This window comes from uncultured Kriegella sp. (assembly GCF_963975415.1).
Taxonomy (GTDB): Bacteria; Bacteroidota; Bacteroidia; order Flavobacteriales; family Flavobacteriaceae; genus Kriegella.
The window spans coordinates 24,556-50,312 of sequence record NZ_CAXBGN010000015.1; the positions used below are offsets into that span (position 1 = coordinate 24,556).

A 25,757-nucleotide genomic window follows, 5' to 3' on the forward strand; every position below is an offset into this window, starting at 1 on the left:
ATGAAGTATATAAAGTATATAAAATCTGTGATTTTGGTTTTTGCGTTACTCTCACAACAGGCCTGTAGTGAAGAGCTGCTTACCCAGACCCCAGATCACGTAATTTCGGAAAGCTTGGTAGTGAACTCGGTCGACAAACTGCAAAACCTGCTTAACGGGGCTTATAATGAAATTTCCAGCGGTTCTTATTTAGGACGTATCCTGTATAAGCGTGCCGCCGTAAAGGGTGCCGATTTCAGGTTTGTAAAGACCATCTATAATCCTAGGGATTATGAACAGACCGAATACAGGTACGAAGAGAGTGGCAATAATAATGGAAGTGCAGAAAATCTCTGGCTACAATGTTTTAAGGCGATCGGGAACCTTAACCTCATTCTCGATAATATAGATACGGCTGAAGGTGATGATAGCGAAAGACAACAGATTAAGGCGCAGGCATTCGCGCTTAGAGGTATGGTGTATTTTGATTTGACACGAACATTTGCCTATCCTTGGATTAAGGATCAAGGTAACGCCCAAGGAATGCCATTGAAGTTGACCTCCTCAGAGGTTGTTGTTGACCGTAGTAGTTTAGAGGATACTTATGGGCAGATTATATCCGATTTAAAGGCGGGCCTGGGCGTTATCAAAGATGATACTTGGGCTGTAGGAAGTACAAAGTATATCACCAAAACGGGCATTAATGCGTTGTTGGCAAGGGTATACCTTTATAAACAAGATTGGGAAAATGCACTCCTATATGCCAAAGAGGTACTGGCGGTTAAAGGGGAAACGGATCTTATGGGTGTAGATTCCTATGTGTTTAATGACTACACCTCCGAATCCCTGTTTGAAATGAGTATCGACAGCGAAAATTCCGTAGGGAGTAATGGCCTTGGTGCCCAGTTTGATTTTCGTGACGGGGGACAAGGCGATGTCATTGCCACCCAAACTTTCGTAGACCTGCTGCAAACCTATGAAGGCGACCCAAGGGCGAGCTTGTTAACAGAAGACAAAGAAGGTACTACTGCTGCTTTTGTAAAATACATCAATAGAGCAGGCGGATCAGGATTAAGTATACATAATGTACCGGTCATACGTCTTTCGGAAATTTATTTGATAGCAGCCGAGGCATGCGCCAATGGCGCCGGCAGTGGTGACCCAGAAGCATTAGTATACCTTAACACCTTGATTGACAAACGAACTACCGATTTTGAGACCTTTAGAGCTACGGAATCAGGCCTCGACCTTAAGGTACGCATTGCGCAAGAAAGAAGGCGCGAACTCGCTTTAGAGGGCCACGGGGTTTATGACTATATCAGAACAGGTGCCGACATTGGTCGACCGGAAACCGACCATGTAAACACCGGGGTCAATATTAATAATCTAAACGTATCGGCAACTTCCCCAAAAACAATATATCCGATTCCAGCGAGTGAAATCGAAGCTTCCGAAATGGAACAGACCGAGGGGTATTAGCAATTTTCAAAGCCATGTGTAAAGATAGCGGAGAGATACTCCGCTATCTTTTTTAACTTCAAGTTCGGCTTATATTGCTAAAAAATGTCAAGCGGCATATAGGCTGTTTTGATAGTAGATGTATCATTTTCAAGGGAAGTCCATGCAAAATATAGCTCATCTCCGATCCGCTCCATTTGTGGAAATCCGGTTTCTCTAGATCCGCTCATTTCGCTAACGCTAATAGACGCTGATTTTGTGCCTGATTTATTTACTTTCATGATTTTTAAGTAGGTTGATTCTTTTACAGTTTCCATCCAGCTTACAATGGCATTGTCTTCATCAAGCAATACAATATCTACTCTTCCCAAGGCATCCCGATTACTTACTGAAATAGGGGTAGTAAAATCGGCGCCACTGTTTTCAGAGAAAGTTACTTTTACTTTAGGTTCCCCGTTTGCCGCAGTAAACCAGGCCACTGCGACACTGTTGCCTATAACGTCTACTTTTGGCCCATTAACGGGACAACCATTTATTTCCCATCCATCATCAAAAATAGATTTAGGGGTGGTCCATTTACCGTTTACTTGTCTCGTTATGGCAATATCTCTAATTTCTTTATCCGTTCTATCCCGATATAAAACAATAGGGCCATTGTCGGTAATGGCTGCGGTAGTTTGACAACAACTACATGTCTTTCCGTCTAAAAGGGCATTGTTGCTTACGGTGCCATTCGAAGAAACCTCTGCTGCCCTTAAGGTCATGGCACCGCCGTGACCTGAATGCGCATGGCCATTTTCCGACGCTGTATTCCTGCCATCCAGCCATGTGATAAAAAACGAGTCTTTCTTGTAGGGCAACATGGTTACAAAACCATGTTCGGTCTTTGTGCTATCGGTATGCAAAGGCAATTGGGTTTGCCATTGTGAAGTACCTTTGGGTAAAATGCTTAATTTAATATCATAAGAAAAGGTTTCTTGCGAAGATTTTTTGAGGAAGTGGGCCAGTACGTTTTCGTTGTTTACCGTAATCATTGGATAATCGGCCCAGTTTACAAACCAGTCTTGTCCTGTGATAATTTCCTTAGGTTGTTCCCATTTTTCGTCGGTCAAATAAGAATAATTAAATTGGGTCGTGGAGTCGTTTAATTTTTTAACCCAAGATAGAATCGTTGCTTCTCTACTAGAGAATAAATGGGGCAACAGAGTTTCCGTGCCCCCGGGAAAAGAGATGAATTGAATAATTTCAGTCTTCTTATATTCCGTTACTTGTTGCTTTTTGTTGGAATTGCATGAAACCAATAAGATAAACAACACCAGAACATATAGGTATTTGATTTTATTCATTTACTCAAAATTCTTAAGTTTATGCATCATCCCAGGGGAGTCCCAATCCGATGCTCCGTTTATCTCAGCTATCTTTTCTCCTTTTTCGTTAAAAACAAAAGTGGTGGGGAGAGCGTATATTTTTAATTGTGAAAAAGTTCCTGTATACCTTATGAAATTAAGGTTATAATCAGTTTCGGCTTTAAATGCCTCAATTTCTTTTGCAGATTGATCCGAAGCCAAAAGTAGTAAATAATTTTCCTGCTTCAAAAATGACTCAGAACGTTTTAAAGACGACATTTCTTGTATACATGGCCTACACCATGTGGCCCAAAAGTTAAGCAGTATCTTCTTGCCCTTATATTTGTTCAAAGAAATGGGGTTGCCATTTAAGTCTTCATAGAGAGGAATCTCGACGGCTTCTAAGTTAACCGAATCGCTTCGAATGGTCGATTCAGAAGGTCTTTTTTCTACCTGTTTGCATGAAGATGACAACCAGAATAATATAATTATGACACTAATTAATACGCGCATAGTATCTTTGTTACCCTTATGCCAAAAATAGTAAATTCAGCCTACTAAATGACTAAAATAGCCACGTGTTACGTGGGGGGGTGTCAATAATGAGAAAGATTTCTTTAATTGGCTATTGCCAACTATATTGAGCCTAAATCTGTAAATAATATTATAAACACTATATTTAGTATTAGTAGTATACAATTAGATATGAATGGTCTGGAAACCTTTTAATCTGTTATTTCTTTTTCTTTCAATCGGGCTTCTTTCCCAAGAATTACCTCCTATCCAAAATTATAATCCGATAGATTACGGAGCAGGAAACCAAAATTGGTCGGTTTCCCAATCCGATGACAAACACATTTATGTGGCTAATAATAGTGGCCTACTTGAGTTTAATGGAACGAATTGGAAATTGCACCCTTCACCCAATGGAACCTACCTGAGATGTGTTAAGGTAATAGGCGCACGTATCTATACAGGTAGTTATATGGAATTCGGATTTTGGGAAAAGGACGAATTCGGTAATTTGGCATACTCCTCCGTATCCTCAAAACTTGAGAGTCCACTTGTAGAGGATGAGCATTTTTGGAATATATCGGAATTTAAGGATTGGGTGGTATTTCAATCTTTAGATCGCATATACATTTACAATACCATAGATGAATCTTTTGAAATGCTCGATGCCAAAACCACGCGGACCGAGATTCTCAAGGTTGGAAACAGTATTTACTTTCAAAAAATCAACGAAGGGGTTTTTACTATTGAAAATGGGAAGTCTGTATTGGTCTCTGATAATTCCATCTTGAAGAATGATATTGTAGTTGGGGCTTTTTCTAACCAGGAAAGCACTTTAATAGTAACCGAACAAGGGGAGTTTTATTTTTTGGACGCCAATGGTCTTCGCAGATGGAATATTTCGGCAGACGATGCGCTGGCATCGGTAAAAATATATAGCAGTATTCAATTAAACGATGGTTCATTTGTGTTAGGAACAATTTCGAACGGAATTTATCATATTGACAAAAACGGAAATATTACGGCCCATATCAATCAAGAAAAAGGATTGAACAATAATACGGTCTTATCCCTTTTTCAAGACATCGACCATAATCTTTGGCTAGGTTTAGACAATGGAATTAGTGTTATAAACTTAGACTCGCCATTCGAAGAGTATATTGATCAAGTTGGAAGAATAGGAGTTGTTTACGCGTCTATTTTGTTCAATGGCTTTAAGTATTTAGGTACAAATCAGGGCCTGTTCGTCAAAAGAGAAAATGAAGAAAGTGTTTATCGACTTGTTAAGCATACTGAAGGGCAGGTATGGGTGTTAAAGCAAATTGACGGTACACTTTTTTGTGGACACAATTCTGGAACTTTTGTTATAAATGAAGATGTGGCAGCGCAAATTTCCGACCTGCCCGGAACATGGGATATTAAGCAGCTTGAATCTGATAATAATTTATTGCTCCAAGGAAACTATAAGGGGTTGAGTATTCTTGAGCGAGCAGACGGCGAATGGCGATTTCGCAATAAAATAGAAGGTTTTGATAGCTCTAGTAGGTTTTTCGAGTTTGTAGACAGGCAACATATTCTGGTAAACCATGAATATAAAGGCATTTTCATTTTAAATGTAGATAGTGAATTTAAGAAAGTTTTGACCGTTAAAAAGAAAGATTCTAAAGGCACGGGATCGAGTTTGATCAAGTTTAATGGTGAAATAGTATATTCAACAGTCAATGGAGCTTTTAAATTCGACAATGAAAAGCAAGACTTCATTGCCGACCCTCTTTTAACCGATAAGCTTTTTCGTGCTGATGAGCATATTATAGGGGTGCTTACCCCGAATGATGATACGGGAAAACTTTGGGGATTTACCGATATCAATATTATATATCTGGCACCCGGAAAGTTCAATAACGAACTAGTGGCAAATAGAATTCCGATACCAAAATCTTTCAGAAATAGTATGGGAGTATCTGGGTTTGAATCTATAACCCATTTGAAAGACGAATTATACCTCATAGGTATTTCTAACGGGTATGTTACCCTGAATTTGAAGAAATTAAAGACGCAGGAATATCATATCTCAATACATTCGGTCTCGAAGGAGTTTTATGATGCTCCGAAAATAGCGGCAACAGTCGATGGGAATCACGAGTTCAACTATTCAGAGAACAATTTGAACTTCGGTTTCAGCGTTCCCGAGTTCGATAAATTCACCGAGGTATATTATCAATACCGATTGGATGGAATTTATGATGAATGGAGCAATTGGTCAACGATACCTGAAGTATCGTTCAAAAATTTACCCTATGGCGATTATATATTTAAGGTACGGGCAAAGGCAGGAAATATTCTCACCAATAATACAGCTTCGTTTGAATTTGCAATTGCAAGACCCTGGTATATATCCAATTGGGCAATTTTTGTCTATGTTGTCTCTATAGCCTTAATAACGGCCCTGATTCATAAATTGTATAAGAGATATTATAAGAAACAACAAGATTTGTTGGTGAAGGAAAACAGAAAAAGGCTCAAGCGTAAAAAGCTAAAGACGCAAAAGAAAATAATTCAGATTAAGAATGAAAAACTGCAAAGTGAGATAGATAGTAAGAATAGGGAACTGGCTGTATCTACCATGAGTCTTATTAAAAAGAATGAGTTTTTAAATGCAATCAAGGATCAATTAAAGGAGAGCAGCAATGATCCGAAAATAAAATCGGTTATTCAGACAATAGATCGAAACATTAACAACGCCGACGACTGGAAACTCTTTGAAGAGGCTTTTAACAACGCTGACAAAGACTTTTTAAAGAAAGTCAAAACATTGCATCCCGAACTAACTCCCAACGATTTGCGCTTATGTGCTTATTTAAGGCTTAATCTATCTTCCAAAGAAATAGCTCCGCTACTCAATATTTCTAGCCGCAGTGTAGAGGTAAAACGATATCGGCTTCGTAAAAAAATGGCATTGCCGCACGAAAATAACCTTACCGATTACATTTTAAACCTCTAAAGGGTACAACAAAATCTATTTAGACTACAACATTACCCATACAAAGCGTGTTTTCATAATCTTTTGTTAATGCTTTAGCACACCGGGGAAGATTGTCAAACCCATAATATTTTATGCCTTTAACAATGATTTCCTATTTTTTTATACATTTTTTTTAAGAATGTATATTTTTTGTTGGGGTGTACTTGTTGGATTACGACCGACTAAGAAATACATTGTGACATCAAAATAAACTACAGATGAAGAACACTTTTATTTTTCTAATTACTTTATGTTGCATACCAACATTATGGAGTCAAGACCTTACTGTTAGCGGAGTAGTTAACGATGCCAGTTTTGACGAAGCACTGCCATTACCTGGGGTAAGTATAGTGTTAAAAAATACGACAATAGGTACCACTACCGACTTTGATGGTTACTTTACCATGACCGGTCTTTCCGCTGGTGATGTTCTTGTTTTCTCCTATATAGGATTTGTCGACCAAGAAATAACCATTCAAAATTCGGAGCAACTTACCGTTTTATTGAAGGAAGACGTAAGTGCGTTGGACGAAGTCGTCGTCGTCGGTTATGGTACACAAAAGAAGAGTGTGGTAACCGGTGCCATTTCAAGTGTAAAAGCATCAGATCTTGAAAGTTTACCAATACCAAGAGTTGAGCAAGCACTTCAAGGTAGAGTATCGGGTGTAGTAATTGCCTCAAACTCTGGTCAACCTGGTGATGCTTCTACAGTTAGGGTTAGGGGTATTACTACTTTTAATACAACTTCTGGTGGAAACAACCCGCTTTGGGTTGTTGATGGCGTTATAGTAGATTCTGGGGGGATTGGATACTTAAATCAGTCAGATATTAAATCGATAGAAGTTTTAAAAGATGCAGCTTCCTTGGCAATTTATGGAGCTCGTGCTGCTTCAGGAGTACTTTTAATAACCACAAAAACCGGAAGTTCAGGAAGAATGAATGTTAATTATACCGGCTTTACCGGTGTATCGGGTCCCGCCAATAAATTATCCTTATTGAATGCTGCAGAATATGGGGGTATAATGAACGAAAAATCTGTTGCTGCCGGCGGATCTGTGGTTTATCCGAATTTGGCCGCATTGGGTAGTGGAACAGATTGGCAAGATTTAATTTTCAATAATTCGGCTATCCGTACCTCTCATGAAGTAAGTCTTAGTGCTGGTAACGATGTGTCAACATTTTATGCCTCTTTTGGGTATATGGACCAAGAAGGTATTGTATCGACCAATATTTCAAATTTCAACAGAAAGAATTTCAGGTTGAACTCGACCCACAAAATATCTGAAGTATTCAAGGTAGGTCAAACATTTGGGTACGCCCATAAAAAAACTATTGGTTTAGGAAATACAAATAGTGAGTTTGGGGGTCCCCTGAGTTCGGCGATAAATTTGGATCCTATAACACCTGCAGTGATAACAGATCCTAACATCGCAAATCGATCGCCGTATAACGATAGTAATGGGCCTGTCTTTAGAGATGCTAATGGAAATCCTTATGGAATTTCTGAAATAGTTGCACAAGAAATGACGAATCCGCTAGCATACGAACAAACAAGATTAGGGAATTATGGTTGGTCGGATGATTTTGTTGGTAATGCCTATTTAGAAGTAAAACCTAAGGAAGGTTTAGTATTTAAAACTTCCGGTGGAATGAAATTATCTTATTGGGGAGATGAAGAATTTACGCCCTCCTATTATTTAAACGCAAATAATTCCAGGGAATTAAATAGCATTTACAGAAGTAGGGAGAAAGGTTTTGGTTGGAATATTGAAAATACGCTTTCGTATAACAAAGCAATTGGTAAGCATGACATTACGGTTTTATTAGGTCAAGGAGTTTATGTAGATAATATTAATAGTAAGGTTACGGTTACCTATACAGATTTGCCAGTCGATAATCGTGAAGATGCCTCATTTAATTTCGATATCCCGGCAGATCAAAAAACAACTGATGCAGAAACTGGTGATTATCATAAAGTGTCCTCTTTATTTTCTAGATTAAACTACAATTTTGATGAAAAATACATCTTCACAGGAATTATTCGCCGTGATGGTTCTTCCAGGTTTGGGCCGAATAATCGTTATGGTTTTTTTCCTTCTTTTTCATTAGGATGGAATGTTTATAGAGAAGATTTCTGGTCAGAAAACAAAATCATTGATGAACTTAAAATCAGGGGCGGTTATGGCGTGGTAGGTAATGACGCAATTCCTGATTTTGGGTATTTGGCAACTATAAGTGGCGGTAGTAATTATACCAATGGTTCCGATGACACTGTAGTGATCGGTTATAGTCCAGACGCACCAGATAACCCAGACTTACGGTGGGAGGAAACTGCACAGTTGAATGTTGGTTTTGAAGCCAGGTTACTTAATGATTTAAGTGTGACATTCGATTATTTCAAAAAAACAACTACCGGTATTTTACAACGTTCCGAAATTCCTGGATATGTTGGCGCTATAGAAAACCCGTTGGCAAATGTTGCCGATATGGAAAATTCGGGTCTTGAATTGGAACTGGGTTATAGTAAACCTTTTGGGGAAGTGAATTTTCGGGCAAGCGGTAATGTGTCTTATCTAAAAAATGAAGTAACCTTTTTAGGAAATGATAAGGAATTTATCACAGATGAAACAGCATCGTTTCAGTCTATGGGCCCAATTACCAGAACCCAGGTCGGCCAATCGTATAATGCATTTTATGGATTCAAAACTGATGGAATTTTCCAAAACCAAGCAGAAATAGACGCTTATACGAATTCTTCAGGAGGTCTTGTCCAGCCCAATGCAAGCCCCGGAGATATTAAATGGGTTGATGAAAACGAAGATGGAACTATCACAGATGACGATAAAACATTTATTGGTAGCGGTATTCCAAAATACACCTTCGGATTGACATTAAATGCAGACTACAAAGGGTTTGATGCAATGGTATTCTGGCAAGGTTCGGCAGGCAACAAAATTTTCCAAGGTTTGCGCAGGCTTGACATTCCTACGGCCAATTATTCCACTGTTGCCCTGAGCAGATGGACTGGGGAAGGAACTTCAAATGACTTTCCAAGATTGACTGATAATGATAGCAATGGTAATTTCTCCAGAGCTTCAGACTTTTATTTAGAAGACGGAAATTATGTAAGACTCAAAACTGTTCAACTAGGATACTCGTTGCCTTCTGATGTTGTTGGCAAGATAGGTGCCCAAAAGTTGAGACTTTACATCACTGGTGAAAATTTGTTGACTTTTACGAAATATACCGGCTATGACCCAGAAATTGGTGGAGACATTTTAGGTATTGATAGGGGATATTATCCGCAAGCAAAATCCTATATGGTTGGTATTAACTTACAGTTTTAATAAAAAATGAAAAACATGAAATTTATAAAACATACTTACATTTTTGGCATAAGCGCTTTGATTTTAGGTGCGATCACATCGTGTTCTGATGACTTTTTAGAGGTTGAGCCTAAAGGCAAGTTTCTGACAAATAACTATTATGAAAACGAAGAACAGGCCTATACCGGGCTGATAGCCACTTATGATCGGCTTCAGAAAAATACGGGCGGGTTTGATAATTTGGTAGCCATGATGAATTCAGGCTCAGATGATCATTTTGCCGGTGGTGGAAACGCAAGTGATGGTCAAGGGCTTCAAGATTTTTCGTCATATAATATGAATTCCATCTCAATGCCGCAATCGTATTGGAGTGATCATTATCAAGGAATTTTTAGGGCCAATATATTGCTCTTAGAATTACCTGATGTTCCAATGGATGCAAGTTTAATTAGTAGATTTAGCGCCGAGGCAAAGGCGTTACGAGCACTTTACTATTTTAATTTGGTACGAATGTTCAAGAACATTCCATTGTTGACAGAACCCATAGAACAAGCTGAAATTTTTAACATACCTCAAGCAAATCCAGCCGATGTTTACGCACTCATAGAAACGGATCTTTTAGAAGCAATAGCTGTATTGCCAGAAACTATAACTGCTGCTTCCGAAACAGGTAGGCTTACCAAGGGAGCCGCTCAAGCCCTTTTAGGAAAAGTGTACCTGTATGAAGGTAAAAATGATTTGGCGGCAGCTCAATTAGCTGAAGTCAACGGCACACCGGGGGAAGTGAATCAGTACGGTAACAAATTATTAGACAATTTTGACGATTTATGGGGCATTAGTAATAAGTTCAATTCAGAATCAATTATCGAAGTGCCACATACGAATGAAAGTCTTACAGGGTGGGATAATTGGGGGCAAGGTTCTGATGAAGGAAATTCCTATAACCAGATGGTTGGCCCAAGAACGTATTCTAAACTAAGTGATTCCGCACCTGACTTTGCAGCTGGTTGGAGCTTTAATCCTATTACCCAAGATTTGTACGATTTTATCAAAGATGACCCAAGATTTAATGCGACTGTGTTTGACATGAAAGCTTTAAAAGATGCCGGTGAAGCAGATTATATCGCAGGCTACCAAGACACTGGGTATTTTCTAAGAAAATTTATGCCGACCAATGCAGAAAAATCAACGTTAGCAGGTAATACGGAATTAAACTATAGACAAAATTCTTATATCATAAGACTGGCAGACACTTATTTAATGGAAGCAGAAGCTCTCGGGGCAACTGGCACAAGAGCGCAAGCATTATTGGATGCTGTCAGGGCAAGAGTCGGTTTACCATCTGTACCAGTTTCCATGGATGCTGTTATGGATGAACGCAGACTTGAATTGGTAGGAGAAGGTCACCGTTGGTTCGATTTGGTTCGAACGGGGCGGGCGGCTACAGTATTGGCCGATAGAGGTTTTGTTGCTGGAACTCATGAGATTTTTCCAATTCCTTTTAAAGAATTTGAAAATACTATACTGGAACAAAATCCAAATTATAACTAAAAAATTTAAATATGAAAACAATAAGATATATTTTAAATGCTATTGTTCTTCTGGCTGTCGTTTGGAGTTGTGAGGACAATGACTTTAATAATGTAGATTTTTTAGACGCTTCTGTAGCCCCGACAAATGTTTCTGCGTTTTTCGATGTCACCCAAGACAACACCGGATTCGTTACAATAACCCCAAATAGTGAGGGAGCTTCGTCATATAGCATCTATTATGGCGATAATACTACAGAGCCCGAAGTAGTTGCACAAGGCGAAAGTGCCACACATACCTATGGTGAAGGTTCGTATAGTATACGAATCGTGGCGACTGGTTTGGGAGGTAAAACTTCCGAGGCCACAGTGCCCTTGGAAGTATCGTTCAAGGCGCCAGAAAATTTGGAGATTACGGCAGAAATTGATAGTGCTAACCCTTTTGTTATTAACGTGTCGGCGACTGCCCAGTATGCAGCTTCTTTTTTGGTATATTTTGATACTGCGAATGTAGATGAAGAGCCTACACCATTAGCTTTAAATGAAACGGTTAGTTTTGAGTATCCAAGTGTGGGCGACTACATGATAAAAGTTGTAGCACTAAGTGGAGGAGCAGAAACCATTGAGGGAACCCAAGACATAACTATAGAAAAACCAACAGTTTTGCCCATTGATTTTGAAATATTTGATGTCAATACGTTTCAAGGTTTTGGTGGGGCTTCAAATGCAGTCATAGATAACCCTGATGTTAGTGGAAATACTTCTGCTACAGTTGGGCAAATTATTAAAGGTGGCCCAGAAGTATGGGCAGGTAATGTTATTACCCTTTCAAGCCCGATAGACTTTTCAACGAAAAAGGTTATATCAATGGATGTTTGGTCTCCAAGAGCTGGAGGTAAAGTATTATTAAAATTAGAAAACCTTGCTGATGCCAATATAAATATTGAAGTTGAAGCGACAACAGAAGGTAATGGTGCTTGGGAAGAAGTTGTATTTGATTTTAGTACCATTGATGTAAACCAAACCTATCAAAAGCTAGTAATGTTTTTTGATATTGGAACTGTTGGGGATGGTAGTGCAGATTGGACGTTTTATATTGATAATATTGAACAGAGTTCAGGAGCTATTGGACCAATGATTCCTTTAGGGTTTGAATCGGCAACCTTGGATTATGGAATCTGGAGTTTTGGAGGTCCAAGTTTTGAACCAATTCCCGCAGCGATAGTAGATAATCCAGATGCTTCAGGCAGTAATACTTCAGATAAAGTCTTCGAAATCGAAAAAACTTCTGGAGCCCAGGTTTGGGCAGGCGCAGGAATTTCTTTAGATGGAGCAGCAGACTTTACGAATGGTACGACCGTAACCGTTGATGTTTGGTCTCCGACGGCAGGAACACCAATTTTATACAAAATGGAAGACTCGACTTCGCCGCCAGACGCTAATGGTAATCCTTCTGTTATTGTAGAGGTAGTGGTAAACACAACTGTAGCTAATCAATGGGAAACACTGACCTTTGATTTAACAACATACGGTGATTTTAGTACTTCAAATTCTTATGATAAAGTTGTTCTTTTTCCCAATTTTAATAATAGCGGGACTGGAACTACCTACTACTTTGATAATATTCAGTTGACCAATTAAAAACTAGAACATGAAAAATTTTAAATATATGAATACCCTTTTTCTGTTTGCAATTGTTATGCTCGGTTGTGAAGAAACGGAATATGAATTCGGGGATATTGTGGCCCCATCGAATATAGTAATCAATACTGTGATTGTTGGGCAGGATGATGAAAACCCTTATGGCGATGGTACTGGTGAAGTAAACTTCACAGCATCCGCATCGGATGCGCTGACTTATAAGTATGTTTATAACGGTAAGGAAGAACAGGCGCCTACTGGTACATTGACCACTAGTTTTTCGACAACGGGTATCAATACCTATGATGTAACCGTTATAGCTTTTGGCAAAGGGGGCGTGAGTTCTTCGAAAACCGTTCAAGTTGAAGTTTTGGCATTTTATACCGCTCCTACCGACTTATTGGAAATGTTATATGGCGATGGAACAAAGACATGGAGGGTTAAAGCTGAATCTCCAGCTCATTTTGGAGTAGGTCCGGCAGAAGAAACGACGCCGGTATGGTGGGGGGCAGCGCCTTTTGATAAAGCTGATAAAGGGGGATATGATGATAGAATTACATTTAGTGCTGATGGCACCGTTACTTATGCAACCAACGGAACCATCTATGGTCAATCCGCAGTATTGGAGGCCGATTACGGAATTTCATGGGAGGCGAACACAGATAATGAATATGAAAATTATCCTGTAGATGATTTCTCGGATACGTGGACGTTGACTGCCCCGGATGGTCAAGAAACACTGACCTTCAATGGTAACGGGTATCATGGTTTCTATGTAGGTGGCGATCACAGTTATGCTATTCTTGAGCGTACTGAAACTGAAATGAGTTTAAGAACAACCGGGGCAGACGGATTGGGTTGGTTTGCCATACTTACTTCAGAGGATGAACCCGTGATCGAAGAAGGGGAAACGCTTCAAACGATCTATACGAATGAAGTCTGGGCCGATGAATTTGATGTTGACGGAGCACCAGATCCGGCGAATTGGGGCTATGACCTCGGTGCTGGCGGCTGGGGCAATAATGAACTTCAAACCTATACCAATAATGCCGAAAATGTAATTGTTGAGGGCGGAGTGCTCAAAATTATAGCCAAAGATGACGGATCAGGAGGCTATACCTCGGCCAGATTAAAATCGGTTAATTTACAGGAATATACATATGGTAGAGTTGAGGTAAGGGCCAAACTACCTGCAGCACAAGGAACATGGCCCGCGATATGGATGTTGGGCGCCAATTTTGAAACTGTTGGATGGCCGGCCTGTGGAGAGATTGATATTATGGAACAAACAGGATGGGATAAAGGAAAAACTTCTGGAGCACTACATTTTCCCGATAATTCTGGCGGTAATGCACTACATGATGATACAGAGAATGAGACGGCTACCACGGAGTTCCATAACTATACCGTTGAATGGACCGCAGATGTAATCAAGTTAGCGGTCGACGATGAGGTTTTCTTCTCCTTTGACAATTCCGCGAGCACGCCTTTTAACGACGATTTCTTTTTTATTCTGAACGTAGCGATGGGCGGTAATTTGGGCGGCACGATAGATCCTGGGTTTACAGAGGATACCATGGAAGTAGATTATATAAGAGTTTATCAGTAATGAGTTGTTGTTAGTTTCAATGTAGCGTTAAAGGCTGGTTGTGTTTGAACTGGCCTTTTTCCTTACAATGTTTAGTGTAGGCAAGCACAAGCACGACCTTTTGTGCGGGCTGTTGAAGAAGGTAAAGCGGTATTAATTTGAAATAAAGTTAAAATGAAACAATCATTATTTGTTCTTTTTTTATGTCTTGTTCTTTCATGCAAGCAAAGTGGGCAAAACAAGAGCGCCCAAGCAATGCTACAGAAAGGTGCAGCGGCACCGGCCAAGGTTGAAGTAAGCCAAAAAGGCAATAAATATCGATTGTTGGTCAATGGCGAAGAATTTTATATAAAAGGTGCAGGACTTGAATTTGGTAATGTGCCTGCATTGGCCGAACACAAAGCAAATTCATTTAGAACTTGGCGTACTGAAAATGGTCAAAAATCGGCCAAGGAAGTACTTGATGAGGCCCACAAAAATGGAATAATGGTGACCATGGGTATTGAAGTTGGTAGGGAGCGCCACGGATTTGATTACAATAATGAAGAAATGGTACGAAACCAACTCAATGATATTAAGAAAGAAATACTGCCCCTGAAAGACCATCCAGCGCTTTTGATTTGGGGTATTGGAAACGAACTTAACCTTCATTATAAAAACCCAAAAGTATGGGATGCCGTGAATGATATTTCCAAAATGATTCATGCCGTAGACCCGAACCACCCTACCACAACCAGTCTTGCCGGCTTATCTCAAAAGGAGGTGGACTTTATTAAAGAAAGGTGCCCAGACCTAGATATTTTGTCGGTACAGATGTATGGTGACCTGCCCAACTTACCCAATTTGATCAAGAAATTTGGGTGGGAAGGTCCGTATATGGTAACCGAATGGGGAGCTACAGGGCATTGGGAGGTGCCGACTACAGCTTGGGGAGCACCTATTGAAGAGAATAGTTCAGTTAAGGCCAATAACTATTTAAAGCGATATCAAGGGGGGATAGCTGCCGATTCACTGCAATGCATAGGCTCCTATGTTTTCTTATGGGGGAATAAGCAAGAGCGAACGCCGACTTGGTACGGTATTTTTTTGGAAGATGGCAAAGAAACGGAATCCGTAGATGTTATGCATTATATCTGGAACGGGGAATGGCCATCAAACCGCACCCCCATCATAAAAGACTACACGTTAGATGGAAAAACAGCTCATGACAATGTGATGTTGAAAGAGGAAGGACAATATGTAGCCCAGATCGAGGTAATGGATTTTGAGAATGATACTATAGTATATGATTGGGAAATTATGCCAGAGAGCACCGATTTAAAGGAGGGCGGGGATTTGGAAGAAAGACCTGAATCGGTTAAAGGATTGATAATATCACAGGAAGAGAATAAGGTTACATTTAAGTCACCCACGAAAGGAGTATACCGCCTATTTGTCTATGCTTCCGATGGAAATAATCAGGCGGCCACCGCCAATATTCCATTTATGGTCGAGTGATAGGAAATCCCGTTTACCAATAAATGTACTGTTAAATTATTTTTTTGGAGGATGTTTTTCGGAAAGACCTTTTCGGAAACCTTGAACAAAATTTAAATGTCGGAGTTTTAAATTTGGGAGGGTCTTTATTTTAAATATCCTCAAAGTATATCGCAAAGCTTTTGATAAATAGTTCGTTGGAGTCCCCATCCACACTTAGCTTGATTTTATTTGTTTTAACAGGATCGAAATTTTGAATTCGCTTTCTTCCGATGCTTTGACCTTCCGCTATGGTAACCCACTTGTTCTTGATTAAGGCTTCTACTTTATATTTTTTGATGTGCTGGCCATATTTAATCGCTTCCTCGATTACCAAAAGGTTTATTTTCTGCTTTTTAGGAAGCACTATCGATACTTCGGTTACTGGTATGTCCGCGGTGGGGTGAATGCTCCCTATTGGCTTGTCAAAGGTATTCTTCAATATTTTCCCGAAGTCTGCAAGTCTTTCTGTTTCGGCTATTGGAATCAGGCCACTGGTATCCGGGGTCATGTTGATCAAAAGATTTGCACCTCTGCCTATCGATTCTTTGTATGCGGTCTCGAGATAATCGAGGTCTCGAAGCGTGTTGTCTGAGTTTGGTGCCCAAAACCAAGTACTTCTCGTATGCAAGTTTGCTTCGGCGGGTACCCAGCCGGCGTTTTGCGGTCCGATCCAGTGCTTGAGTCCTTCCCCGGGTTTTACAATATTCCACAACGGGTAGGCCGCCCAACCTTGTTCACTGCCCGACCATCGAACATCTGGTTTGGTACCACCCATCACTATGGCGTTCGGTTGTAAGTTTCGCACCATTGATCGAATGGCATCGCCATAGGCAGTTCCTAAAGGTTTTAGGGTTTCGGCATCCATTACATCCCAACCGAAGGGATCGTATGCCCCATCGAACCAAACGTAGGAAACTTGTCCGTAATTGGTTAAAAGCTCCCTTAACTGTTCTAAAAAAATAGGAAAATAGGTGTTGATATCACCTACCAATTTACGTTCTCCTTGGGGGTCGGGGGTACTGGTACACCCAAAATGCTTGTCTCCGCCGGATATGTATAAACCAATTTTCATATCGTATTTTCGACAGGCTTCGACAAATTCGGCTACTACATCGCCATTGCCATTTTTCCAAGGAGAGTTCTTTACCGAGTAATCGGTTGTTTCGGTAGGCCATAAACAATAGCCGTTGTGATGCTTGGCGGTTAATACGATATGTTCGGCGCCAAATGATTTTGCGGTTTTGACCCATTGTTCGGCATCGAGTTGTTGGGGATTGAAAATGTCCGCTTCGGGCACGGTCATAAAATCCGAAGCCGTATAGGTTGCCGGACCAAAATGAATAAAAGCACCCAATTGGCGTTCTTGATAGGCCAGCTGTTGAAGTGTCGGTTTGTCGCTTATGTTTTGAGTGGAAAACGCATCGTCATTCTGGTTTTCTCCCGCAATAAGTACCGGTGCCCAATCACCTTCATGCTCCGGGGTGACGTCTGTAGGCGCTTCAACATCCTTGAAAAAATGTTCGAACAATTGAGAGGGTGTTCCATCAAAAGTCGCCCATTGTAGGTCGCCACCAATCTTTTGATCGCTTCCTGTAAAATAGAGGATGGTCTGTTCATTGAAATAACAGAGTTCTACGTCAGAAGCGTTGCTTTCCACAATTTCGGAGGGTCTTAACGGAATGTTCTTATGGCTTGGGTCAAAGGTCACAAAAGGTCTATCTGACGGAGCATCCTCCCAATGAACAAGGTCTTTAGATCGGGTAATTCGCGTTTCGTATCCATTTTCAAGGTCCTCTAGATAAAGTGTATAATACCAATCATCTTCGTAGTATAAGGCAGGTCCGCCTACATATTTATCACGACCGTAGATGGCGTCGGGTATGGCTTCCCAGTTTATCAAATCTTCTGATTTCTTATACCGCAGTGTAAAAGGTTTCCAATTTTTGTCATTGGTTTCATATAGCAAGATAAAGCTGTCTTTTCCCCTGCAAACGGCGGTGTTAAAGAAAAATTCGTCTTTTGATGCTCTTAGTACAGTTTGCGGTTCGGTCCATGTTTTCAAATCAGTAGAACTGGTCATGCTGATTTCCGTCATCTTGCGCCATGGCTTGTTTTCACCATAGTTGCCCGCAAAAACATAAACGCGGCCATTATAGGTCAACACTGTGCCAAAACCATGGTTCTTTAGAGGTACTGATACTATTTTATCGGAGGCAATATCACGAATGCGAACCTCATCTTCATGAAAATAATCTCCGGGCTTGGTATTTGGTAAATCCCAAAAGCGCTGATGGTTTTCCAGAAGATACAACTTATCCTTAAAAACAAAGGGAGAAGTTTCTACTAGCGGTGAACCCAGCCTGCCTTGTTTGACTATGGGGTTCTTAAAGGTGTCTTGTGCATGTAAAAGGGAACCTAGGGAGCATAAGAATATATAGCAGAATAATAGAAATTTTGTCTTCATAGCATAACATTGTTTTACGCAATAGTGTAAATCTAAAGCTAAAATCTAATGTTGGCTACTCAACATTTGGCTAAAGGTGATGGAATTTTTACTCTCATTAGATACTCTAAAGCCCATTAAGATGGTACATTAGACTTTTATATAAATCCTTTTTTTGTCCAACCAAAGTCCGATAGCCCAGCAAAGCAACATAAAAACCAAGGCAAAGGCAAACGATCCATAATAGGGTCCGATCCAACTAAAACCATTTTCATAAATGTAACTATACAAGCTTTGGTTTCCATCGACACGAAGAAAAAGCATGGTTATGGCAAGGTATTCCGATAAGAGGTATATAAAAAGGGAGTTCTTTCCAAAAACTTCGAAAAAATAATAGTTTACTGGTTTTTTGACAAATTCTATGGAATAGATTAGTATCGATAATACAATGATATCAAGACCTGTGGTTAGAATAACGAAAGAGCTTGTCCATAATTTTTTGTTTACCGGGAAGCTTAAATTCCATAGATAGGCAAGGGCCAAAAGACCAGCGCCCACCATAAGCATTTTTGATAATTTTTCGTAATTGATGCCCCCTTGAATAACAAATTTACCCACAAGGTAACCGGCGATTACATTACAAATCGCGGGTAGCGTACTTAACAAGCCCTCGGGGTCAAATGGAATTCCGTCACCTCCATAAAGATGACTGTCTCCAAGAAGAAACCTGTCGACCGTTCGTACCAAGTTTCCTTCTAAAGTGTAGTCGCCAAAAGCACTGAGCAACCCCCAGTATCCGATTAAAATAAGGGCTGAGGCAATAATAAGTTGGCGGTTTGTGAGAAAATAAATCATAACGGCCCCGATAAAATAGCAAATCGCTATACGTTGCAGCACACCTAGAATTCTAGTTTCACTAAAAGGAACTAACGTGAGGTCTCCAGCATCGGTCCATGATACAAACGGAAACCAATACATGATATAACCGAGCAAGAAAATGATGACCGTCCGTTTTATGATTTTTCGAAAGACTTCCGAGAGTGGTTTATCTGCCCAACGGGTCTTTACGAAGGCAAAGGCGTTTCCAACGGCAAAAAGAAAAGAAGGGAAGACCAAATCAGTTGGGGTAAACCCGTGCCAGTTGGCATGTAGTAAAGGTGAAAAGGTAAGGTCCCAGTCTCCGGTAGTATTAACAACGATCATCAGGCAAATGGTCAATCCCCGGAAAACATCGAGCGCTTTGAATCTTTTCATATAGTGTTGGCTTTATTTGGCCTCTAAGTTAAGCGCTCCTGCTATTTATTCAAACAAATTAAACTTATTAAGCCCACTTTTTAATTCGTCGTATATACATGAACAATTGAGTTGGTCAAGATTGGGGTAAGAAATTTAAGTAAGAATAATTTCCTATTGTATGGTAATCACCATTGCCGTTTCAAGTAAACCGAAACTAGTGACACAAATCGAACCAGAAATTTTGAACGTAGTGGAGGTCTCCATGGGATAAATTAGGAAGTGGATTGGCATCAGTCGACAGGCAGCGGAATGCCTTTCTCGCTGGATTCATAGACCTTCTCGAGAACCTTTATATTTCGAAGATAGCGTGTGACGTCAGTTTCAAAAGGATTTCCTGAAATGAGATTTTCGATAAAATGAGATTGAGTATGAAAAACACAGTCCCCGGAAAAGTTTTGCTTTAGAAAGGCATATTTATGTGGTCTTTCTTGTTTCCCTAGAGGTTGAATTGTGATGTTTCCATTATCGTAAAGGCGCAAGCTTCCTCCTTCGCCTTCGATTAAAACAGAGCCAAAGGTCAACCTCGGGTCTTCGGCTATATTTTCGTTATAACGGTTGGCATCTAAAAAACCCAGGGCTTGATTGGCAAAGTCAAAATGTACCCAAGCAAAATCTTCCCCTTTGATATTGGGGTTCAGGGTTTTTAGTTTCGCATAAACTTGGGTAATGTCGCCCATTAAGTATTGAAATACATCAATAAAATGAATGCCGGTCTCATAGATAAGCAGTCGCTCCATTTCCCTAAAATAAGGTTGGCGGTTCATGTAGGCGTCCGTCTGCCAACCATCGCCCATGCGCATTCTTAGATGTATAGTATGTAACTGTGCCCCTATGACATTTTGGTCTAACAGCTTTTTCAATTCGCGATGCCAGGGTTGAAATCTAAAGTTCTCATGAACCATCATTCTCACTGTAGATTTCTCGACATATTTTGCAATTTCCGTTGACTCGGCCAGCGTGGGGGCCAGTGGTTTTTGACAAATGATAGCGATTTGGTGTTTAATGGCAAGCTGGCAAAGTTCTAAATGGGTTTCGGGTGGTGTAATAATGTCAACAAAGTCGGGTCTTTCTTTTAGAAACATTTTCTCCACATCGTCATAGGTCTTATTAAATCCGTATTTCACGACCACCGATTCAGCACGTTCCTTGACTAAATCGTAAACACCTACAATGTCAACATTTTCTAAGCGTTGCCATGCCTCAAAATGAAATTGGCTAAAATAACCTGCTCCAATGCAAACTCCCTTTAGTTTCGGCATACGATTGATTTTAATAGGTCGAGTAATGTTTTTGTGGTTTCATTTGGTACCAAAATACTATTGCAATACTATTCAATATCGCGCCAACTACGAAAAATGGGGTTGTAGATTCCGTCCAAGCCTGTAGGTACGGGAAAGCTAAGGCGGTCAAAAATGCACCGATGTTCCCGGCCATGTTCATAGTGCCCGATACGGCGCCGGAATGTTCTTCACCTATATCGACACAGAATGCCCATGATGGGGGCAAGGTCATGTCCGCTCCGAAAATGGCAATGCTTAAAAACACAATGGCTCCCACGGCGCTGTCCATATAAATACTTCCGATTAGGCCTAAAGCTGCAAGAAGGAATCCGATAGAAGCCGGAAGCATACGAGACTTGTCCCAATTGCCTTTTTTGTAGATACGGTCACTGAGTGCTCCGGAGGTCCAATTTCCAAAGGCTCCAAAAATTAGAGGTACGGCCGTGTAGAACCCTGCTTCTAGAGTGTGTAGGCCGTACTCACTTTTTATGTGCGGAAATAACCAGGTAAGGGCAAAGAAAAATGTAAAGTTGCTACAGAAGTATTGCCCCATAGCCAACCATATATTCTTTGATCTCAATAAATTTCCCACACTAATTTTTTCGATTTCCGCTTTTGAATTTTGTGGTTGTCTGGTGGAAAGGATATATTCCTTTTCTTTTTTTGAAATACCGGGATGGTCTTCCGGCCTGTCCCTAAATAGCAGAAACCAAATAACAGCCCAGAGTATACCGATTCCTCCAAGAATGACAAAGGAAACACGCCACCCGAAATCTTCGATCATCCAAGCCACTGCTGGAAGCGCGAATGCGGCACCTAATCGAGATCCGGAAAAATTGATGCCAGTTACGATACCTCTTTCCTGCAAAGGAATCCAACTATAAATTGCCCGTGACATACCCGGAAATGCACCTGCTTCTCCAGCGCCAAAAAGAAATCGAACCACCAATAATGAAACGAAATTCCATGCTGCGCCCGTTAAAGCTGTGAACCCGGACCAAATAGTTACAATAGCCGAGAGCACTTTACGCGGACCCAATGCGTCTGACAACATGCCCGCTGGGGTTTGAAAAAGGGCGTAGCCCAATGAAAAAGCTGCCAAAACCCATCCCATTTGTTTGTCGCTGAGGTCCAAAGCATCTGAAATAGGTTCTTTGGCCACTGAAATACACACCCGATCTACATACAGCAGTAAAGCCAAAAGAAAGGTGCCCATGACCATAAAGTAACGCTTGGCAAAGTTGACTTGTGTTTTCATGCGGGTCTTCTATTTCAGTAATGTAATTAATTCATGCAGTGCCGAATTGACGCCCACATTTCCAGGAAAGACAATATATGGCAACCCCGGAAATTTAGCCTCTTTTCCCAATTGCCAAACGGGTACGCCATTGAGCACTTGGCCAAGTATATGGGCGCGTCGAACCCCTAGGCCTTTGGTGGCTATATCGCTAGAAGTAATGCCTCCTTTGGCGACTAGGTATTTGGGTCGGTTCTTGATGTTTTTTATGATGGAAATCAGTCCTTCGGAAACACGATTGACAATTTCTAGGCTTTCATTTCTGGTACTGCCTTTAACTACGGTTCTGCTGGTAAAAAGAACGACATCTTCACCAAGACCTATTTGTCGGTCTATTCGGCTTACTAACGAGGTTAGTTCTTGGCTGAAAAGAACCGGGTTCAGCACATTGGACACCTCCAATTCGAGGAAAACGGCATTGTAATGTTTCTTGAGATATTCTAATTGAGCCGTCGTTTTTGGCACGTATGAACCGATTACGACCAGAGCTCCGTTTTTAGAAGTTTTCCCTAAAATTTCATTTCTGCAGAGACAGGCGCGTCGCGCAATCCCCGATATCGCATTTATAAAAGAAGCTGCAGTTCTAAAGAGAAGGGGGGTAGGGTTTTGAAGCGCGATCTGAGCCATAATCTGTAAATCATGGCAAGACGTGGCATTGACCACAATATGGGTGGTTTCCGGTTGGTTCAATATGGTTTTTATTGCGTCGGTAGATTGTTGTCTGAGCAATTGAACAGAAATGCTGGCAATGTGGTCGGGAGTCACTTTGTTTTCTGATTTTTCAATAATCCAATCCCTTATGTTCGAAGCTTCGTATCCGAAGGTGTTGTCTTTGGCAAAAGGGGTTTCGGCAGCAGGTATGAATTTATCACCTTCTTTGACATAATGAATATCATTATAGGTATAGCGCCCTCCTTCAAAAAAGGCCGGAATCAGTACTTGTTTTGCTTTTTCCATCTGCAATCCAATTGCAAGTGCGTTGACTTCGATGGGGTAATGTCCTCTTAAGGTCGAATCGCTACGGCTAATCACGATCAATTTTTTTTGATGCTTGACCGCTAATTTTTGTAAGCGTTGGCCAATTAGTCTTCCTAGTGCATCCGCAGCTTCAGCGTATAGGCTTCTTGAATTGGTCAAGATAAAAAATACGGGACTTGTTAGGAGTTCTTTTTCGAGTATTTCTTCCGTCCATTCCGTAATAACTGGAACATCATAAACCGTTTGGGTTCCTGTGGGGTCATCATCTAAAATGACTATCGATTTCGGATTTTTTACGAGTTCTTCACGTATTTCTGCCTCACAGCCGTGTAGGCGACTCCCTTCTTCAATGGATTGCAAAAGAGCTGTGTGCACCATAGGTTTTATTGTTTTTCCAATGCAATGACCCGTGCAGGGGCACCATCGCCATTCTCCACTTTTAAAGGTAGTGCTATAAGCGTGACTTTGTTTTTTGAAATGGCAGCGAGATTGGTAAGGCCTTCTATGATGATGATATCATTTTTCATTAAAATGGTGTGAATCTCCGTTACCTCTTTCAAGTTGTTGACGTCGGCAACGGAGGGTGGCTCTACCCCTAGCATATTTATGCCTTTTTTTCCCAGCCAATGGGCCAGTTCGGGGCTTATTCTTGGGAGGGCATTTCGATATTCGTCAGTACCTAGTTTCTTGCTCCATCCCGTATGTAAGATGATACTCTGTCCTTTTTCGACCAATTCGGCAATGGTGTGTAAATGAGCCACTGTTATAGATTCTTTGGGTAGAATATCGGTCAGGTCGACCACCCACGCTTCTGATATAAAACGGTTTATAGGAGTTTGGTCAATGGTCTTGTCGTTGACCTCGAAATGAATGGGGGCATCCATATGGGTTCCGCTATGGGAATAAAGGTGTAAAGTGGTGGCGTTCCAGCCATCTTTGGCCAATGTTTTGGCCGGTTCGATAGATGCTCCGCTGCTGTACCCGTTTATGGACAATGTAAGGTCAATGAGTTTCTGGTCTATCATCGCAATTAGACGGTTGACAATTTCGGTGCCTTAATATATTCGACTACGCTTTGGGCTACTTCTAGGGTAGAAGCGGTACCGCGAAGGTCTTTGGTCAGATTGCCTTTGGCCGTCGTTGCTTCGATACCTGCCATAATGTTCTCAGCTGCTTCCGTTTCTCCTAAATGTTCCAACATAATGGCTGCAGACCAAATTTGCCCAATTGGATTTGCTATGTTTTGTCCGGCTATATCTGGGGCCGAACCATGAATGGGCTCAAACATTGAAGGAAAATCTTTTTCAGGGTTGATGTTCCCACTTCCGCCCAGACCTAAGCTACCCATAATAGCTCCGCCAAGATCAGACAAAATATCACCAAAAAGATTCGTCGTTAAAATAACATCGAAAATTTCGGGGCGCAGCACAAAACTGGCCGAGGCATTATCGATGTACATTTTGTTATATTCCACATCGGGGTATTTTTCCGCTATTTCGGCTATAACCCTGTCCCAATAGGCAAGGCTGCTGATGAGGGTATTGGATTTGGTCACATTGGTAACCTTTTTGTTTCGCTTACGCGCCAATTTAAAGGAGTAATGTGCGATGCGTTCGATGCCAAATCTTGTAAATATACTAGTATCTATGGCTACTCCTCCAGGTTGGTTGCCGTGCATTATTTTGCCGCTTTGAACAAACTCGCCTTCATTGTTTTCGCGTACTACGACAAAGTCGATGTCTTTTTCGGTTTTGTACCGTAAAGGGCTCTCGATTCCAGGGAATAATTTTACTGGACGGTAATTCACATATTGTTGAAAAGAAGTCCTTACCCGAAAAGTATAGTCCTTTGCCGGCAATGTATCATCAACATCGGGCAATCCAACGGCACCAAAGAAGATGGCGTCAAATTCTTTCAAAGTCTCTAGGGCATCGTCAGCCATAAACTTGCCATGATGCTTGAAATACCCGGCTCCGAAGGGAAATTCTTCTTTTTCGAGGTTAAATCCATATTTTTCCGCCACCGCATCTAATACGGAAACGCCTGCCGGAACAATTTCAGTTCCTATTCCGTCACCATTCACAACGGCGATTTTGTACGTTTTTCCCATTTCTAACTTATCTATAAATAATGTTCATTGAATTTTGCGCAATATTGCGCAAATCTAATTTTGTTGATGATAAACATGAGTTTGCACAAATATATATAAATAATTGGACTGGATTGTGGTTAAAACACTTCTTTCAAAGCTTTATTTTGAGCAAAAAATTGCACATATGGTGATTTGTTTCTTCATAGGTTTTGAAATGGAGTGAAATTTATGTAGGGGCGGCTCAATATTTTTTCAATCAAGATATTGGTTTGTTTAGGGAAGCTGTCGGGGTATTTCTTTTTAAAAATGCGTTTTAATATGGGGACGGGCGAATTATTTTGGAAGGCAGTTCTACAATTGTGCAAACAATTGCTCAATTAATATATTGTTATTGATTGTTTTATTGCTTTATATTTAATAGTATTGTTGTAAATATGCCAAATAAATGATG

Annotated in this window: 16 protein-coding genes; 7 read left to right on the top strand and 9 right to left on the bottom strand. The window is 40.7% G+C overall.

From position 1 onward, the window contains the following. Complete coding sequence (locus AACZ88_RS21790) at positions 1–1,458, top strand: RagB/SusD family nutrient uptake outer membrane protein (protein WP_339715199.1); 1,458 nt, start codon at positions 1–3, stop codon at positions 1,456–1,458. Positions 1,459–1,535: 77 nt separating this feature from the next. On the opposite strand, the gene AACZ88_RS21795 is transcribed toward AACZ88_RS21790, so the two are convergent. Then, positions 1,536–2,783, bottom strand: coding sequence for a hypothetical protein (locus AACZ88_RS21795; protein WP_339715202.1), 1,248 nt, complete (start codon positions 2,781–2,783; stop codon positions 1,536–1,538). Continuing rightward, on the bottom strand, positions 2,784–3,296 hold the full coding sequence (locus AACZ88_RS21800) for a TlpA disulfide reductase family protein (RefSeq protein ID WP_339715205.1): 513 nt from the start codon (positions 3,294–3,296) through the stop codon (positions 2,784–2,786). A 196-nt stretch (positions 3,297–3,492) separates the two neighbouring features. Between AACZ88_RS21800 and AACZ88_RS21805 the strand changes: the two genes are divergently transcribed. The 6 genes from AACZ88_RS21805 (at position 3,493) to AACZ88_RS21830 (ending at position 15,899) form a co-directional block, all read left to right on the top strand. Next, positions 3,493–6,297 (top strand): triple tyrosine motif-containing protein, encoded by a 2,805-nt coding sequence (locus AACZ88_RS21805; RefSeq protein ID WP_339715208.1) that lies wholly within the window; start codon positions 3,493–3,495, stop codon positions 6,295–6,297. 239 nt (positions 6,298–6,536) lie between these two features. Continuing rightward, positions 6,537–9,665 (top strand): TonB-dependent receptor, encoded by a 3,129-nt coding sequence (locus AACZ88_RS21810; protein WP_339715211.1) that lies wholly within the window; start codon positions 6,537–6,539, stop codon positions 9,663–9,665. 15 nt (positions 9,666–9,680) lie between these two features. After that, entirely contained in the window at positions 9,681–11,195 is a 1,515-nt protein-coding gene (locus AACZ88_RS21815) for a RagB/SusD family nutrient uptake outer membrane protein (protein ID WP_339715214.1), read from the top strand. Between the two features lie 11 nt (positions 11,196–11,206). Then, positions 11,207–12,814, top strand: coding sequence for a hypothetical protein (locus tag AACZ88_RS21820; protein ID WP_339715217.1), 1,608 nt, complete (start codon positions 11,207–11,209; stop codon positions 12,812–12,814). A gap of 10 nt (positions 12,815–12,824) precedes the next feature. Next, a complete protein-coding gene (locus AACZ88_RS21825; RefSeq protein WP_339715220.1) occupies positions 12,825–14,423 on the top strand; it encodes a glycoside hydrolase family 16 protein in 1,599 nt (532 codons plus the stop codon). Between the two features lie 153 nt (positions 14,424–14,576). After that, on the top strand, positions 14,577–15,899 hold the full coding sequence (locus AACZ88_RS21830; protein ID WP_339715222.1) for a glycoside hydrolase family 2 TIM barrel-domain containing protein: 1,323 nt from the start codon (positions 14,577–14,579) through the stop codon (positions 15,897–15,899). A 130-nt stretch (positions 15,900–16,029) separates the two neighbouring features. On the opposite strand, the gene AACZ88_RS21835 is transcribed toward AACZ88_RS21830, so the two are convergent. The 7 genes from AACZ88_RS21835 to AACZ88_RS21865 form a co-directional block, all read right to left on the bottom strand. Continuing rightward, positions 16,030–18,384: an alpha-L-fucosidase gene (locus AACZ88_RS21835; RefSeq protein WP_339715224.1), complete on the bottom strand. Its 2,355-nt coding sequence runs from the start codon at positions 18,382–18,384 to the stop codon at positions 16,030–16,032. Between the two features lie 129 nt (positions 18,385–18,513). Beyond that, complete coding sequence (locus AACZ88_RS21840; protein WP_339715227.1) at positions 18,514–19,617, bottom strand: heparan-alpha-glucosaminide N-acetyltransferase domain-containing protein; 1,104 nt, start codon at positions 19,615–19,617, stop codon at positions 18,514–18,516. A 272-nt stretch (positions 19,618–19,889) separates the two neighbouring features. Beyond that, on the bottom strand, positions 19,890–20,918 hold the full coding sequence (locus AACZ88_RS21845; protein WP_339715230.1) for a Gfo/Idh/MocA family oxidoreductase: 1,029 nt from the start codon (positions 20,916–20,918) through the stop codon (positions 19,890–19,892). A 10-nt stretch (positions 20,919–20,928) separates the two neighbouring features. Continuing rightward, a complete protein-coding gene (locus AACZ88_RS21850) occupies positions 20,929–22,197 on the bottom strand; it encodes an MFS transporter (protein ID WP_339715232.1) in 1,269 nt (422 codons plus the stop codon). Positions 22,198–22,206: 9 nt separating this feature from the next. After that, the gene (locus AACZ88_RS21855; protein ID WP_339715234.1) at positions 22,207–23,592 is read right to left on the bottom strand and encodes a four-carbon acid sugar kinase family protein; all 1,386 of its coding nucleotides are present in this window, start codon (positions 23,590–23,592) and stop codon (positions 22,207–22,209) included. Positions 23,593–23,597: 5 nt separating this feature from the next. Beyond that, entirely contained in the window at positions 23,598–24,239 is a 642-nt protein-coding gene (locus AACZ88_RS21860; protein WP_339715237.1) for a cyclase family protein, read from the bottom strand. 5 nt (positions 24,240–24,244) lie between these two features. Next, complete coding sequence (locus tag AACZ88_RS21865) at positions 24,245–25,324, bottom strand: isocitrate/isopropylmalate family dehydrogenase (RefSeq protein WP_339715240.1); 1,080 nt, start codon at positions 25,322–25,324, stop codon at positions 24,245–24,247. Positions 25,325–25,757: the final 433 nt, after the last annotated feature.

Excerpts from the sequence above, each read along its gene's own strand:
- AACZ88_RS21790 (WP_339715199.1), top strand. The coding sequence starts at position 1 with ATGAAGTATATAAAGTATATAAAATCTGTGATTTTGGTTTTTGCGTTA.
- AACZ88_RS21795 (WP_339715202.1), bottom strand. The coding sequence starts at position 2,783 with ATGAATAAAATCAAATACCTATATGTTCTGGTGTTGTTTATCTTATTG.
- AACZ88_RS21800 (WP_339715205.1), bottom strand. The coding sequence starts at position 3,296 with ATGCGCGTATTAATTAGTGTCATAATTATATTATTCTGGTTGTCATCT.
- AACZ88_RS21805 (WP_339715208.1), top strand. The coding sequence starts at position 3,493 with ATGGTCTGGAAACCTTTTAATCTGTTATTTCTTTTTCTTTCAATCGGG.
- AACZ88_RS21810 (WP_339715211.1), top strand. The coding sequence starts at position 6,537 with ATGAAGAACACTTTTATTTTTCTAATTACTTTATGTTGCATACCAACA.
- AACZ88_RS21815 (WP_339715214.1), top strand. The coding sequence starts at position 9,681 with ATGAAATTTATAAAACATACTTACATTTTTGGCATAAGCGCTTTGATT.
- AACZ88_RS21820 (WP_339715217.1), top strand. The coding sequence starts at position 11,207 with ATGAAAACAATAAGATATATTTTAAATGCTATTGTTCTTCTGGCTGTC.
- AACZ88_RS21825 (WP_339715220.1), top strand. The coding sequence starts at position 12,825 with ATGAAAAATTTTAAATATATGAATACCCTTTTTCTGTTTGCAATTGTT.
- AACZ88_RS21830 (WP_339715222.1), top strand. The coding sequence starts at position 14,577 with ATGAAACAATCATTATTTGTTCTTTTTTTATGTCTTGTTCTTTCATGC.
- AACZ88_RS21835 (WP_339715224.1), bottom strand. The coding sequence starts at position 18,384 with ATGAAGACAAAATTTCTATTATTCTGCTATATATTCTTATGCTCCCTA.
- AACZ88_RS21840 (WP_339715227.1), bottom strand. The coding sequence starts at position 19,617 with ATGAAAAGATTCAAAGCGCTCGATGTTTTCCGGGGATTGACCATTTGC.
- AACZ88_RS21845 (WP_339715230.1), bottom strand. The coding sequence starts at position 20,918 with ATGCCGAAACTAAAGGGAGTTTGCATTGGAGCAGGTTATTTTAGCCAA.
- AACZ88_RS21850 (WP_339715232.1), bottom strand. The coding sequence starts at position 22,197 with ATGAAAACACAAGTCAACTTTGCCAAGCGTTACTTTATGGTCATGGGC.
- AACZ88_RS21855 (WP_339715234.1), bottom strand. The coding sequence starts at position 23,592 with ATGGTGCACACAGCTCTTTTGCAATCCATTGAAGAAGGGAGTCGCCTA.
- AACZ88_RS21860 (WP_339715237.1), bottom strand. The coding sequence starts at position 24,239 with ATGATAGACCAGAAACTCATTGACCTTACATTGTCCATAAACGGGTAC.
- AACZ88_RS21865 (WP_339715240.1), bottom strand. The coding sequence starts at position 25,324 with ATGGGAAAAACGTACAAAATCGCCGTTGTGAATGGTGACGGAATAGGA.